At 67.3% G+C, this 14865-nt stretch carries 13 protein-coding genes; 7 read left to right on the top strand and 6 right to left on the bottom strand.

Annotation, left to right across the window (positions count from 1 at the left end; genetic code table 11):
* Positions 1-46 precede the first annotated feature (46 nt).
* The 3 genes from BRESU_RS11480 to BRESU_RS11490 form a co-directional block, all read right to left on the bottom strand.
* On the bottom strand, positions 47-688 hold the full coding sequence (locus BRESU_RS11480; RefSeq protein ID WP_169308021.1) for a DUF998 domain-containing protein: 642 nt from the start codon (positions 686-688) through the stop codon (positions 47-49).
* 8 nt (positions 689-696) lie between these two features.
* Positions 697-1875, bottom strand: coding sequence for an acyltransferase family protein (locus tag BRESU_RS11485; RefSeq protein WP_050762496.1), 1179 nt, complete (start codon positions 1873-1875; stop codon positions 697-699).
* 63 nt (positions 1876-1938) lie between these two features.
* The gene (locus tag BRESU_RS11490; RefSeq protein WP_050762497.1) at positions 1939-2367 is read right to left on the bottom strand and encodes a protease inhibitor I42 family protein; all 429 of its coding nucleotides are present in this window, start codon (positions 2365-2367) and stop codon (positions 1939-1941) included.
* A gap of 122 nt (positions 2368-2489) precedes the next feature.
* Between BRESU_RS11490 and BRESU_RS11495 the strand changes: the two genes are divergently transcribed.
* From BRESU_RS11495 to metH, 6 genes are all read left to right on the top strand, one after another.
* Positions 2490-3425 (top strand): 2-hydroxyacid dehydrogenase, encoded by a 936-nt coding sequence (locus tag BRESU_RS11495; protein WP_013269726.1) that lies wholly within the window; start codon positions 2490-2492, stop codon positions 3423-3425.
* 125 nt (positions 3426-3550) lie between these two features.
* Positions 3551-4363, top strand: a complete 813-nt coding sequence (locus tag BRESU_RS11500; protein WP_245528637.1) for a DUF6065 family protein — start codon at positions 3551-3553, stop codon at positions 4361-4363.
* Positions 4364-4429: 66 nt separating this feature from the next.
* Positions 4430-5392, top strand: a complete 963-nt coding sequence (locus BRESU_RS11505) for an ArsR/SmtB family transcription factor (protein WP_013269728.1) — start codon at positions 4430-4432, stop codon at positions 5390-5392.
* Complete coding sequence (gene metF, locus BRESU_RS11510) at positions 5392-6360, top strand: methylenetetrahydrofolate reductase [NAD(P)H] (protein ID WP_013269729.1); 969 nt, start codon at positions 5392-5394, stop codon at positions 6358-6360. The genes BRESU_RS11505 and metF overlap by 1 nt, the downstream gene beginning before the upstream one ends.
* Positions 6357-7427, top strand: coding sequence for a homocysteine S-methyltransferase family protein (locus BRESU_RS11515; protein WP_013269730.1), 1071 nt, complete (start codon positions 6357-6359; stop codon positions 7425-7427). Before metF ends, BRESU_RS11515 begins: the two co-directional genes overlap by 4 nt.
* The gene (gene metH, locus BRESU_RS11520; RefSeq protein WP_013269731.1) at positions 7427-10093 is read left to right on the top strand and encodes a methionine synthase; all 2667 of its coding nucleotides are present in this window, start codon (positions 7427-7429) and stop codon (positions 10091-10093) included. The genes BRESU_RS11515 and metH overlap by 1 nt, the downstream gene beginning before the upstream one ends.
* 130 nt (positions 10094-10223) lie before the next feature.
* Here metH and BRESU_RS11525 read toward each other — a convergent pair whose 3' ends face one another.
* Positions 10224-10802, bottom strand: coding sequence for a hypothetical protein (locus tag BRESU_RS11525; RefSeq protein WP_013269732.1), 579 nt, complete (start codon positions 10800-10802; stop codon positions 10224-10226).
* Positions 10803-10979: 177 nt separating this feature from the next.
* Positions 10980-14042, bottom strand: coding sequence for a TonB-dependent receptor (locus BRESU_RS11530; protein WP_013269733.1), 3063 nt, complete (start codon positions 14040-14042; stop codon positions 10980-10982).
* A gap of 212 nt (positions 14043-14254) precedes the next feature.
* On the opposite strand from BRESU_RS11530, the gene BRESU_RS11535 reads away from it, so the two are divergent.
* On the top strand, positions 14255-14662 hold the full coding sequence (locus tag BRESU_RS11535; protein WP_013269734.1) for a protein tyrosine phosphatase family protein: 408 nt from the start codon (positions 14255-14257) through the stop codon (positions 14660-14662).
* Here the strand turns inward: BRESU_RS11535 and BRESU_RS17565 are convergent.
* Entirely contained in the window at positions 14659-14808 is a 150-nt protein-coding gene (locus BRESU_RS17565; RefSeq protein ID WP_013269735.1) for a hypothetical protein, read from the bottom strand. The genes BRESU_RS11535 and BRESU_RS17565 overlap by 4 nt on opposite strands.
* Between the last annotated feature and the right edge of the window lie 57 nt (positions 14809-14865).

Below are 14865 nucleotides of genomic sequence, written 5' to 3' on the forward strand. Positions count from 1 at the left end.
CGATTTTCAATCACGGAATGGTGATTGGAACCATTTTATTTCGTGATCAGCCGTCGTCGAGCGGCGTCTTGCGGTCCGCAAGGCCCCGTTTGAGCAGATGGGCCGCGACCCCGACCCACCCCACCAGCACGATGGCGAACGCCCTCTCCCAGTAGCCGACGTTGAAATCGTTCACGGTTCCCGGAAACACGAGGTGCTTGGTCACCACGGTGAGAACCGCCATGGCGATGAAGACGAGAAACAGGAACTGCTTCAGACGCAGGAACCGGTCCGCGTTGCGCAGGGCGACCAGCAGGAACGCGGGAGCCAGCTGGATCCCGAGGCCGAGGTTGATGGCCATGTGGCGCGGATCGGGCCAGGCGTAGAGGCTGGAAACGACCAGCCCGATCCCCGCCAGAACAAACAGCAGGCCGACGGCGATGGCCGACACAGGCGATCGGGTCAGGATCACCACGGCCAGGCCAAACCCGAGGCCCGCGAACCCAGTCATGACGCCCGCGGTCAGGACCCCCGCGTTGAAGATCCAGGGATGGGCCGCCGTGGCACCGCCGAGTTCACTGAGATACTGGCGCGCGTGATCGAACCCGGCATAGGCGGCCGCCGCGATCAGCACGGCCACCAGCGCCACGACCGGGGCCGCGACCCCGACCGTGAGCAGAACGCGCGCCGCCCGATCGATGTCGAACACGGGGATCTTCATACGGCCTTGTCGGGACGCGCGACCGGCACGGTGCCCGCGACCGGGTGACCGACGGCCGCGGGCTTCAGGCCCCAGATGGGCCGGATGAGCGGGATCCGGCGCACGATCTCGTAGATCAGCAGGCTGCCGCCGATCGTGAGGATGGTGAGCGCGGCGGCCTCGAGCGGCGCAGCCCAGCCGAGGGGCCCGATCAACCACACCGCGACGACCAGGATCGTCTGATGCGCCAGATAGCAGGTGAAGACCGCATCGCTGAGATAGCGCAGTACCCGGCTGTCGGCGCGCCGGAGATACAGGCTGCCGAACCCGAGGATGGCCGAGATCACGGCCCACTGGTCAATCGCGAACACGAGGTTGCGCGGCACGCCCCCGAAGGCCCCTCCCCCCGGATGCGCGGTCTGCAGCATCATGACCGGCAGGGCGAGGCAGGCGATCCCCAGCCCGACCCAGCGATAGCGCTCCAGATCTCGCCAGACCGCGTCCTGCCGCACCACCAGAAACCCGAACAGAAAGGCGCCCAGCGACAGGGCATGATTGTACCAGTCATGACCGAGGGTGTTGGTGACGCCGATCAGGGGGAACACGGCCAGCCGGATGACGATCAGATAGGCCATCGGGACGACGACGACCCGCCATCCTGAAAGCAGCGGCAGCAACCCCGCCTCGAGGCGCGCCAGAAGCGTCGGACGCGTCATCAGCAAGACCACGACGGCGCTGTACGCCGCGATATAGACGATGAACCACAGGTGGTTGATGGGGATGCCATCGGCCAGGCCCGACAGGCTGAACTCGTGCCACCACCAGCCGGCAAAATTGCCGGACCAGCCGCCCTTGTCCAAGGCCTCGATCCACGACTGGATCGGCACGAGGACCAGGGTCCCGAACAGGAGTGGCGGAATCAGACGCTCGGCCCGGGCCCGGGCCACCTGGCCGGCGGTCCGGCGCGCGGTCATGAAACGAAGCGCCGCGCCCGACACCAGGAACAGCAAGGTGAGCCGCCACGGATTGGTGACCAGCACCCCCTCGCGCATCCACTCGAACGTATGGCGGCTGTGGACGTGCCAGTCGTACGGGGCATAGGCCAGCCCCACATGATACAGGATCAGCAGTCCGAAGGCAGACACCCGGATCCAGTCCAGATCGAGGCGACGGACGTTGGCGGCGGCAGGGGTCACGCCGCGTCTATGATCGACCGGCCCCGCCCTGTCCACGCCGGCCTGCAGCCCCGCGGGCTGCGGTCACCGGACGACGACGCGATAGCGCTCGGTCTGGGCCGGAGGCGTGTCCCGCTCCCAGGCGCGGCGATAGGTGAAGGTCAGGGTCACCGCGCCGGGTCGGGCCGCCAGATAATGCCAGTGCGTCGTGCCGCCGACGCCGACCATGCCCGGGGCATGCGGCTCGACGATCTCCTCGCCGAAGGGCGTGCCTGGAACCAGAACGCCGCCTTCGACGTCGGAGACCTGCCACTGATAGCCGGTCGTGCTGTTGCTGCCGAGCGCCACGGTCATGGTCTGACCGACACGCAGCCGGGTCTCCCCACCCCGCACGCCCTCGACGACGCCGCCTGTCGGGATCACGCCGGTCCCCTCTTCCGGTTCACCGCCGGCCGTGCCGCATCCGGTCAGCAGCGCCAGGGAGACGATCGATGCGGCGAAGCGTTTCATCATGGGTCCTCCGGCGGACGAACCGCCCTTTGCATCCAGCCTAGCCGCTGCGCCGGCCGTTCGGCGACCTTCTTTTCCTGACCGCCGACTGGTTCCGGCATACGGTTAAGCCTAAAGGCAAAATCATGCCGCACCGCCCCGCCGTTCTGATCATGCAGCCCGCACTGGGCCTGCTCACGCCCTTCCTGGAAACAGCCTATCGCGTCTTTCGATTGTGGGAGGGTCCGCCGGTGGAGGCCCAGGCCGACATCGAGGCCGTGGTCGTGATCGGAGAGGCTCCGCTGGACACGGCGGTGCTGGAGCATCTGCCGAACCTGAAGCTGATCGCCTGTTTCACGTCAGGCTACGACGGGATCGACCTGGACTGGTGCGCCGCGCGGGGCGTGCCGGTCACCCATGCGCCCGCCGTCAATCACGAGGACGTGGCCGATCATGCCCTGGGCCTGATCCTGGCGGCCCGACGCCAGATCGTGACGGGCGACCGCACGGTGAAGGCCGGCGACTGGCGCATGGAAAGCCGCCTGATGACGCCGTCGATGCGGGGGCAGCGGATCGGCATTGTCGGGCTGGGCCTGATCGGCGAGGCGGTCGCCCGGCGCGTCGAGATCCTGGGCTGCGCGGTGGCCTGGTGGGGGCCGCGCGACAAGACCACGACCTGGCCCCGGGCCGCGAGCCTGCTGGACCTCGCGCGGAACAGCGACGTGCTGGTGGTCGCCTGCCGGGCCGATGCGACGAACCGGGGACTGATCTCGGCCGAGGTTCTGCAGGCGCTCGGTCCGAACGGGCTTCTGGTCAACGTCGCGCGCGGCCAGGTGGTGGATGAGGACGCGCTGATCGCGGCGCTGAAGTCCGGAGCTTTGGGCCAAGCGGCGCTGGATGTGTTCGAGACCGAGCCGACCGACGCCGCACGCTGGGTGGATGTGCCCAACACGGTTCTGACGCCCCATACGGCCGGGGCCACGACCGAGGCGGTCCAGGGCATGCTGGGCCTGTTGATGCGCAATCTCGCCGCAGCGATGGCGGATGAACCTCTGGTCACGCCGGTCGTACGGGTGATCTGACGGCCGTTGCGAGCGCCCGCGCGGACGCGTCGGGACAGGCAGGGCTGAAACCGGAACCGCAGTTGACCGACATCACCGACGACATCCCGATCACGGCCGCACCGGACGCCGGGTCTGAACCGGGGCTGACCCTGGAATGCTATCCGATGCGGAGCGATCCGCCGCGGATGGTGCCCGGTCGGCCCGAGCGCGACTGGATGGACGATTTCGCCAACCGCCATCCCTACCGCTGCCTGCCCCTGACCATGGCCAACACCACGGGCTGGGAGCTGCTGTGCCCCTTCGGGTTCGAGGCCGAGTGGGACGGGCGAATGGGGGCCGATTCGATCCGGTTCCGGCCCGACGCCGACGCCACCCTGTTCGATCATTTCGCGGCGTCGCATTTCACGGAGGGCGTCCTGACCTTCCACACCGGCTGGCTGTTCCGCACGCCGCCGGGCTGGGCCCTGCGGGCCTCGGGCGTGCCGAACCGGTTCAAGCACGGCATCGGCGCGCTGGAAGGCCTGACCGAGACCGACTGGCTGCCCTATCCCTTCACCATGAACTGGCGCTTCACCGCGCCCGGCGTCGTGCGCTTCGAGAAGGACGAGCCGTTCTGCTTCCTGCAACCGGTGCCGCACAGCCGGATCGAGGCCTTCCGCCCTGTGCGCGCCGCCATGGACGCGGACTCGGACCTGGCGCTGCAGTACCGCAAGTGGACGGAGGTCCGCACCGACTTCAACACCCGCATGGCCAACGGCGACCCGGAGACGATCAAACAAGCCTGGCAGCGGTTCTATTTCCGCGGCGAGTTTCCCGACCACATCGCCGAGGCCCCTTCCGAGCACGTGAACAAGCGGCGTCTGGCGCCCCTGCCCGATGCGCCGCCGATCGAGCCTGCCCCGCCGGCCCGGGCGCATGTCGGGTTCCGGACCTGGTCCGCCGTTCCGAAAACCTGATCCTCGAGGCCAGGCCACGGATTTCACGCTTCCAATCATATAAGGATATCCTTATATGATTTTCTCATGTCCCTGACGGCCGAACAGACCATCGAAGCCCTGCGCGCCGCCGGCGAGCCGACCCGGCTGCGCATCCTGGCGCTGCTGGCGGGCGAGGAGCTGTCGGTGATGGAGCTCAGCCGCGTGCTGGACCAGAGCCAGCCCCGCGTGTCCCGCCACCTGAAACTGATGACCGACGCCGGCCTGATCGAGCGGTTCCCGGACGGGGCGCGGGTCTTCTACCGGGTCTCGCACGATGTCGATGCGCGGCGGCTGACGGACACGGTCCTGGACCTGCTGGACGACGCCGAGGGCGAGGCGGACCATGCCCGCCTGGACGCCGTCCGGGACGAGCGCGCCACGGCCGCCGCCGCCTATTTCGAGACCGTCGCGCCCAGCTGGGACCGCATCCGGTCGCTCTACGTCTCCGAATCAGCGGTCGAGAGCGCCATCGCCCGCGCCGCCGGTCCGGGCCCGTTCGATCGCGTGGTCGACCTGGGCACGGGGTCCGGCCGCATGCTGACCCTGCTGGGGTCCAAGGCCCGCATGTCGATCGGTCTGGACCTGTCGCAGAACATGCTCAACATCGCCCGCGCCAATGTCGTGAAGGCAGGGCTGGACAAGGTCGAACTGCGCCACGGCGACATCTTCGCCACCCGCCTGCCCAACCAATCGGCCGACCTCGTTCTGGTGCATCAGGTCCTGCATTACCTCGTCGATCCGGCCGCCGCCGTGGCCGAGGCGGCGCGGCTGGTCAGCCCCGGTGGAAAACTGCTGATCGTTGATTTCGCCCCCCACGACCTGGAGCAGCTGCGCGACGAGCATCAGCACCGCCGGCTGGGGTTCGCCGACGAGGAGATCGGCCGGTGGCTGGCCGAGGCCGGCCTCGACGCCTCCGCCTCCATCGCCCTGCCCCCCGACACGGCGGGCCTGACCGTCACCATCTGGACCGCGACGCGTCCGGCCATCGCAAAAAGGAGCGTTGCCTGATGGCCGCCACCGCCACATCGCTTGCCGACGCCCGCGCCCTGCTGCTGTCGCCCCTGGGCCCCGTCGCGCGCGCCGGGAACAACGGCAATCCGGTCCGGGTCTCGTTCGAGTTCTTCCCGCCCAAGTCCGACGACGCCGAAGCCAATCTGTGGAAGGCGGTCCGCCGCCTGGAACCGCTGAACCCGGAGTTCGTGTCCGTGACCTACGGCGCGGGCGGCTCCACGCGGGAGCGCACCCATCGCACGGTCCAGCGCATGCTGACCGAGACCACGCTGAAGCCCGCCGCCCACCTGACCTGCGTCGAGGCCAGCCGCGACGAGGTCGATCAGGTCATCCAGGACTACAAGGCCATCGGCGTGGACCACATCGTGGCCCTGCGCGGGGACCCGCCCGGCTCGGCGGTCAGCGGCGGATCGGGCATCGGCGGCGTCTATCAGCCCCGCGCCGACGGATACGCCAATGCCACGGAGCTGGCCCAGGCCATCCAGCGCGTCGGCGGCTTCCAGACCAGCATCGGCGTCTATCCCGAGAAGCACCCGGAAAGCCCTTCGATCGATCACGACATCGATGTGCTGAAGGCCAAGATCGACGCCGGGGCCACACGGGCTCTGAGCCAGTTCTTCTTCGACATCGACGCCTTCCTGCGCTTCCGCGACCGGATCCGGGCGGCGGGCGTGACCATCCCCCTGATCCCCGGGATCATGCCGGTGTCCAATTTCGCCGGGCTGCAGCGGATGAGCGCGTCGTGCGGCGCAGCGGTCCCGGCCTGGCTCGCGGCCCATTTCGACGGGCTGGACGACGACCCCGAGACCCGCAAGCTGCTGGCCGCCTCCGTCGCCGCCGAGACCTGTGCCCGGCTGCAGGAAGAGGGCTTTGCCGACTTCCACTTCTACACATTGAACCGTGCCGACCTGGTCTATGCGATCTGCCGCGTCCTGGGCGTTCGCGAACAGAAGGTTGCCGCATGACCGCCCGCGCCCAACGCATCGCCGCCCTCCATGCCGCCGCCAGGGAGCGCATCCTGGTCCTCGACGGATCGTGGGGCGTGATGATCCAGCGCGCGGAGCTGTCGGAGGAAGACTTCCGCGGCGACCGCTTCACGGCCCACGAGGGCCAGATGAAGGGCAACAACGACATCCTGTGCATCACCCGCCCGGACGTCATCGGCGACCTGCACGACCAGTATTTCGCCGCCGGGGCGGACATCTCGGAGACCAACACCTTCTCGGCCACGGTGATCGCCCAGGACGACTACAAGCTCGAGGCCGACGCGGTCTGGGACATCAATCTGGAGGGGGCGAAGCTGGCCCGGGCCTCGGCCGACCGCTGGACCGAGAAGGAACCGCACAAGCCGCGCTTCGCCGCCGGCTCGATCGGACCGCTGAACAAGATGCTGTCGATGTCGTCGGACGTGAACGATCCCGGCGCGCGGCTGGTGACCTTCGACCAGGTCTATGACGCCTATCGCCACCAGGTGAAGGCGCTGAACGAGGGCGGGGTCGACCTGTATCTGATCGAGACCATCACCGACACGCTGAACTGCAAGGCGGCGATCAAGGCCATCAAGGACCTCGAGGACGAGGGCATGGAGGCCCTGCCCATCTGGATTTCGGGCACCATCACCGATCGCTCGGGCCGCACCCTGTCCGGTCAGACGGCCGAGGCTTTCTGGAACAGCGTGCGCCACGCCAAGCCGTTCGCCGTCGGCTTCAACTGCGCCCTGGGCGCCGACCTGATGCGGCCGTTCATCGCCGAGCTGAGCCGCGTCGCCGACACCCTGGTCGCCGCCTATCCCAACGCCGGCCTGCCCAACGCCATGGGCCAGTACGACGAGGAACCGCACCAGACCGCCCACTTCATCGAGGAATGGGCGGCGTCGGGGCTGGTCAACATCGTCGGCGGCTGCTGCGGCACGACACCGGACCACATCAAACATACGGCGGAGGCGGTGTCGAAACTGCCGACGCGCGAGATTCCTGAACGGCCGGTCGCGATGCGGCTCAGCGGCCTCGAGCCCTTCGAACTGGTAGCCTGATGCGTCCCACATTCATCAACGTCGGCGAACGGACCAACGTCACCGGCTCGGCCAAGTTCAAGAAACTGGTCGTCGAGGGCGACTATCCCGCCGCCCTGACCGTGGCCCGGCAACAGGTCGAGGCCGGGGCCCAGATCATCGACATCAACATGGACGAAGGCCTGCTGGATTCGAAGCAGGCCATGGTCACCTTCCTCAACCTGATCGCGGCCGAGCCCGACATCGCCCGCGTGCCGGTGATGATCGACTCCTCCAAATGGGAGGTGATCGAGGCGGGCCTGAAATGCGTCCAGGGCAAGCCGATCGTCAATTCGATCTCGATGAAGGAGGGCGAGGACGCCTTCCGCGCCCAGGCCGTCAAATGCCTGCGCTACGGCGCGGCCGTTGTCGTCATGGCTTTCGACGAGGTGGGCCAGGCCGACACCGCCGCGCGCAAGATCGAGATCTGCACCCGCGCCTACCGCATCCTGGTGGACGAGGTCGGATTCCCGCCCGAGGACATCATCTTCGACCCCAACATCTTCGCCGTGGCGACGGGGATCGAGGAACACGACAACTATGCCGTCGACTTCATCGAGGCGACGCGCGTCATCAAACAGACCCTGCCCTACGCCCGGATCTCGGGCGGGGTGTCGAACGTCTCGTTCAGCTTCCGCGGCAACGAGCCGGTGCGCCGGGCGATCCACTCGGTCTTCCTGTACCACGCCATCCAGGCGGGCATGGACATGGGCATCGTCAACGCCGGCGACCTGCCCGTCTATGACGACATCGACCCGACGCTGAGGGAGGCGGTCGAGGACGTGATCCTGAACCGGCCCCAGCGGACCAATGTCTCGAACACCGAGCGGCTGGTCGACATCGCCCCCAACTACAAGGGCGACAAGGGCGTCGCGCGGGTCGTCGACCTGAAGTGGCGCGAGGCCCCGGTCGGCAAGCGGATCGAGCACGCCCTGGTCAACGGTATCACCGAGTTCATCGACGCCGACACCGAGGAGGCCCGGCTGTCGTTCGAGCGGCCGCTGCACGTCATCGAGGGGCCGCTGATGGACGGGATGAACGTGGTCGGCGACCTGTTCGGTTCGGGCAAGATGTTCCTGCCGCAGGTCGTGAAGTCGGCCCGGGTGATGAAACAGGCCGTGGCCTGGCTGGAACCCTTCATGGAGGCCGAGAAGGCAGGCAAGCCGCGCGAACAGGCGGGCCGGATCCTGATGGCCACGGTCAAGGGCGACGTCCACGACATCGGCAAGAACATCGTCGGCGTCGTGCTGCAGTGTAACAACTACGAGGTCATCGACCTGGGCGTCATGGTCCCGGCCGACCGGATCCTGGACGCCGCGATCGAGCACAAGGTCGACATCGTCGGTCTGTCGGGCCTGATCACCCCCAGCCTGGACGAGATGGTCTTCGTCGCGCGCGAGATGCAGCGGCGCGGCTTCGACATCCCCCTGCTGATCGGCGGGGCGACGACCAGCCGGACCCATACGGCGGTCAAGATCGAGCCGGGCTATTCCGCAGGATCGACCACCTATGTCGTCGACGCCTCGCGCGCCGTCGGCGTGGTCTCCGGCCTGCTGTCCAAGACCGAGCGCGCGAAGAACGAGGCCTTGACGCGGGACGAATACATCCGCATCCGCGAGCAGTATGCCCGGGGCCAGGAGGTCAAGGCGCGCGCGACCCTGCCCCAGGCCCGGGAGAACCGATTCAAGCCTGACCCGGCTGACCGCATGCCCGGCGCGCCGTCCTTCATCGGCGTGAAGGCGTTCGACAGCTGGGACCTGCAGGACCTGGCGGACCACATCGACTGGACGCCCTTCTTCGCCAGCTGGGAGCTGATCGGCCGCTATCCGCTGATCCTGGAGGACGAGATCGTGGGCCAGGCCGCGACCGACCTGTTCGCAGACGCCAAGGTCATGCTGAAACAGATCGTCGACGAGAAGTGGTTCACGGCCAAGGGGGTGGTCGGCTTCTGGCCCGCCAACGCGATCGGCGACGACGTGGCTGTCTATGCCGACGAGAGCCGCACCGAGGAGATCGCCCGCTTCCACACCCTGCGCCAGCAGATCCGGAAGTCGAACGGCAAGCCCAATCTGGCCCTCAGCGACTTCGTCGCCGAGGATGGCCAGGACTACATCGGGGCCTTCGCGGTCACGACCGGCCACGGCGAGCTCGAGGCCTCCAAGCGGTTCAAGGACGCCGGCGACGACTATTCCGCCATCATGGCTGCGGCACTGGCTGACCGCCTGGCCGAGGCCTTCGCCGAGCGGCTGCACAAGGAGGTCCGGACCCAGCTGTGGGGCTATGCCGCCGACGAGGCGACCGGCATCGACGACCTGATCGCCGAACAGTACCAGGGCATTCGCCCGGCCCCCGGCTATCCGGCCCAACCGGACCACACCGAAAAGGCCACGCTTTTCAGACTGCTGCAGGCGGAAGCGAATGCCGGCATGGCGCTGACCGAGAGCTTCGCCATGACCCCGCCGGCGTCCGTGTCGGGCCTGTATTTCGGCCATCCCGGCAGCCACTATTTCGGCGTCGGCAAGATCGATCGCGACCAGATCGAGGACTATGCGGCCAGGAAGGGCTGGGATGTCGAGACCGCCGAACGCTGGCTGGCCCCGATCCTCAACTATGAGCCGGGCGAGACCGCGCGGGGCGTGGCGGCCTAGTCCTCCCCCGTCGGGGGAGGTGGCACGGCGCGTCTTCGCGCCGTGACGGAGGGGGCCCGAACCAGAACCCTGAGTGCGCGGCCAGCCCCCTCCACCGCTTCGCGGTCCCCCTCCCCCGATGGGGGAGGATTTACGTCTTCGGCTGGCCGGTCTCGTCCAGACCGGCGTCATCCAGCGATTCCGGCGGGGTGGTGATGTTCTCGCGGACGCGGCGCGCGGCGTGTTCGCACCGTCCGGGCAGGCCGAAGAACAGGCCGAAGGCCTCGCTGCGGGCCTTTTCGTCTTCCTGCGCCATCAGCGGCGTCCATTTGGCGGCGGCCTCGACACCCGCGGCCTCGGCGGCGGCGCGGACGGCCGGGGTCTGACGCGCGGCCCCGATGCGAAGGGCCTCGCGGAAATCGGTCGCTTCCAGCCCGCCCAGCCGCATGATGTCGCGATCCAGATCGTCGGCCGTCGTCAGGGTGCGGCCGAGCGCGATATGCCCCTCGACCAGAGAGGCGCACCAGGCGACCAGAGGATAGTCCTCGGTGGGCGCGCCGCGCGGCAGCGGCGTGGCATAGGCGATGGCCTCACGCACATTCCGGGCCTCGACGGACTCGGCGTCCGATCCGGCGGTCACGATCGGTCCGTCCTGGGACTGGGCCGAGACGGGTGCGGTCAATCCGCCGAGGGCGAGCACGGCGAGAGCGGCGGCAAGGCTTAGGCGCATAGGTGATGTCATCCGATAGCTGTCTGACCCCCCGCCTGAAGGCGCGGCGTGGTTTTTCTACGGCAAGGCCCGTCTGACGGCCCCTCCCCCTTCCGCGATCCTAAAACCAGGACGCCGGAAACAGAAATGCCGGCGCTTTCGCGCCGGCATTCCGTTGGTCGACGATGTCCTGACGGATCAGAACGAGTAGCGGACGCCCAGATAGGCGCGACGCGGGGCGACCCAGGCATTGGCTTCCTGGTAGAGGAACTGGCCGCTGCCGGCGCGGTTGTTGACCACTCCGGTCGCCGTCTGGTGGTTCATGACGTTGAAGACGTCGAGGAAGAACTCCAGCTCGCCGGCCACGTAGGGCGCGTCGGCGACGTACTTAAAGCGCAGGTCCCAGGTGTAGTAGCTGGGGTTCTGTTCGCTGCCGGTGATGCCTTCGACGAGGTAGCTGTCGGTGACGCCGTTGAACACGAACGGATCCTGCATGTCCGGAATGATGCGGCCGGAGATGGCCGAACCGGGCGTGTAGAGGGCGCCGCTGTTCCAGTTGAACACGCTGGAGACTTCCAGACCGAAATCGAACTCGTAGCCGCCGTAGGCCTTGAACTGATGCGGAATGTTGCCAGCCTGCGGGCCGTAGACGTTCGGGGCGCGCGGATCGAGCGCGAGCCAGTCGCCGACGAAGTCCGCGTTGCCGTCCGAGTTCGCGTTACCTTCGGCCTTGTTATAGGTGTAGGACGCCTGACCGAACCAGTTGTCGGTCTTGAACTTCGTCACGGTCAGCTCGAAGCCGGTGTACTCGCGCTTGCCGCCCGGCAGGGTGCCGATGACATAGTTGGTGCCGGGGTTCGCGTCGTAGCCGAAGTAGGAATACGGCAGGTAGAACGGCGATCCCGGGAAGGCCGCACCGTTCACGCCGCAGGTCGCCTGCGTGCAGGTCGGATCCGAGTACAGCGTCAGGTCGAAGTCTTCCATGATGTCCTTGGTCACGCGGTGCGTAACCGAGGCCGCTATGCCGATGTCGGACCCGATGGTGGTCGACCCACCGATCATGAATTCGTCCGTATAGGGCGTCTTGGTGCCGGGCGAGATCTGGGCGTCGCCCGGTCCCCGCGTCCGGAAGGTGACCCACTCGCCGCCCGCGCCGTTGCTGACGTAGATCTGCTCGTTGTTCACCGGGCCGGTCAGGGCCCCGGCGAAGTCCGTCATGTCGGTGCGGATCGGGTCGTAGTAGCGACCGACGAAGCCGAACACCTTGCTGCGGCCGTCGCCGTTCAGGTCATACACGACGCTCAGGCGCGGCGCGTAGGTCCATTCGAACGAGGCGATCTTGCTGTCGTCGGACGCGAAATGCTCGGTCCGTTCGGCGCGAACGCCGGCGGCGACGGTCAGCTGGTCCAGCGTCCAGGTGTCCTGCAGGTACAGCGAGGTGTACTCGAGGCGCAGCGTGTACGGGCCATCGGAGGCGCGAACGGTCCGATAGACGTTGGTGTTACCGTAGGGGTTGCCTGCGCTGCTGCCGAACACTAGGGCACCGGCTTCTGCGGACGAGACCTGTCCGTCAGCGTTGGTGTCCAGGATCGACCGGGCGCGAGCATTGCCGCTCAGCGCCGGCAGGAGGAAGGTGGCGTAATCCTGCGTCGTGATCGCGCGCGCCGTCCAGCCCGACCCGACATAGGAGGCCAGCGTGGTGCCGCTGTAGATCGGGGCCAGCGAGTTGTAGGTCACGCCGCCCGGAACCGAGTCGGTCTGGAAGTTGGTGTTGTCCGCGAACGAGAAGCCGCCCTTGAACGTGTGCGAACCGAAGCCGGTGTCGAGATAGTACTCGAAGTTGGCGCCGTACTCCTCGCGGTTGCGGGTTTCTTCGGAGTTCAGGCCACGACCGCCCAGCTGACGCTGGTAGAGGTTAGAGCCGAAGGCGTTGCGATAGGTGACGTTGTCGCGAACACTGCTGTCCACAGCGGTGTCGATGATCTCGGCTTCGTGGTTGAAGTAGTAGGCGTTGACGATCAGGTCGCCCCAAGTCCGCGTGTAGTCGACCTTATAGTTGTCGCCGCCCTGCTCGCGCGTGAAGTCGCGACGGTTGATGATCGCGGAAGAGCTCTGGCCACTGACCGTGGTCGGATCGCCGAAGTAGGTCAGGGTCAGGCGGTCGTTGTCCGTGGCCTGCCACGTCAGTTTGGCGAAGGTGTAGTCCTGGTCGCGCGTCGTGCTCCGGATCAGCTGGCCGAAGGTCGGGCTGCCGAGGGTGTTGTCGAGGACGTCGTCCTCCTGGTTCTTCTTCTGGTACGAGCCATAGATCCACAGACGGTCGCGAATGATCGGGCCGCCCAGGGTGAAGGCCGTGTCATAGGTCGAGAAGCCGCCCGAGGTCGTGTGCTGGTCTTCGGATACCAGGTCGTCGTTCTGGAGGTAGTAGTTGAGCGAACCGTGCCACTCGTTACCACCCGACTTGGTGATGACGCGCGAGACCAGGCCCGAACCACCGGCGTATTCAGCCGGCACGCCGCCGACGATGACCTGTTGTTCCTGGATGATCTCGGAGTTGAAGTTGGAGCCGAAGGTGCCGGAGACCGGGTCGGTCACGTCGACGCCGTCGAGGTAGTAGAGGTTGTCCGACGAGTTGCCGATGCCGCCGCCGGCCTCGGCGTAGTTGACGCCCGAACGCGACGACGGGTTGCCGCCGTTCGAGGGCTTCACGCCGGGAACCAGCTGCAGGTATGCTTGATAGTTACGGGCGGTCGGCAGGGCTTCCACGACGCCCAGCGTCAGGGTGGTGCTGACCTGCGCGGAGGTCACGTCGATGGCGGCCAGCGAGGTCCCCGTGACGACGATGTCGTCGACGGTGGAGGTGGAGCCGGCACCGCTGACCAGCACATAACCGACGCTGAGATCGCGGCCGGCCACGACGGCGACATTGCCGACGCCGAACGCCTCATAGCCCTCGGCCGTCACGCTCACGGTATAGTTGGTGGCGGGGTCGAGGCCGGCCAGGCGGACGCGGCCGTCGGCATCGGTCACGCCGGTGCGGCTCACCAGGCTGTCCGGCGAGCTCACCATCACGGTCGCGCCGGAGAGCGGCGCGCCGCCGTCGCCCGACACCGTCACGCGCAGCGAGCCGGTCAGGGATTGGGCCAGGGCTTCAGTCGGGGCGACCAGCATCATCACCGGGGCGGCGGCGAGCGCCAGCAGGGCCGCGGTGCCGATCATCGTGGTGTTCAGCATGCGCTGACGGACAGTTTGGAGTTTCAAGATCATTCTCCTGGAGTGATGACGCAGCCCTCCGCTGCGGCATCGAGTTGGCATCTTGCGTCGGACTCGGCGCAGACTGAGGCTTGGATAGACGCCGCGATCGGCCAAGCGCCATAAGAATTACGTCTGTGTAATAAGGCTGCCTTGCGAGTGTCGCATTCAGGACACGTTTCTAACGGTGAAGTTACATTGAACTGTCACAGGGGATCGAAGTGAACATTCGAGCGAACGCGCTGTCGGCGGGCGTCTGGGCCGCGCCACAGATCGGACTGGACGACGTGCCCGAGCTGGCGCGCCTGGGAATCCGGCGCATCGTCAGCCACCGCCCGGACAGCGAGGAGCCCGGGCAGCCCTCGGCGGCCGAGATGTCGGCGGTGGCGACCGCGAACGGCATGGAGTTCGTCCATGCTCCCGTCAGCGGCATGCCCGGTCCAGACGCTGTGAAGGCGACAGCCGGGGCGCTCGAGGACGGATCGCCCGTGCTGATGTTCTGCCGATCCGGCACCCGGTCGACCTTCGCCTGGGCGCTGGCGATGCGATCCCTCGATCGCGCGGATGCGGACACATTGCGCGCGACCGCCGCGGCGGCCGGCTATGACCTCAGCCGGTTGCCGCTCTAGCGGCTGATCGCCACCCGGGCGGCGTAGGGGATCGGCTCGGGATCGCCGCAGGAGGTCAGAACCAGCTGCGCCGCCATCAGGCACAGCATGGCTGCGGCGATGGGCTGGAGCCGATTTGAGACAGTCAGTGCGATCGATCGGGCCAAGACAGGCGCTCCAGAACGGGTTTACGCTCTGTTAAGGCAAGGGTCGGGCCGTTCCTC

It is taken from the genome of Brevundimonas subvibrioides ATCC 15264 (assembly GCF_000144605.1).
In the GTDB taxonomy this organism is placed as follows: domain Bacteria; phylum Pseudomonadota; class Alphaproteobacteria; order Caulobacterales; family Caulobacteraceae; genus Brevundimonas; species Brevundimonas subvibrioides.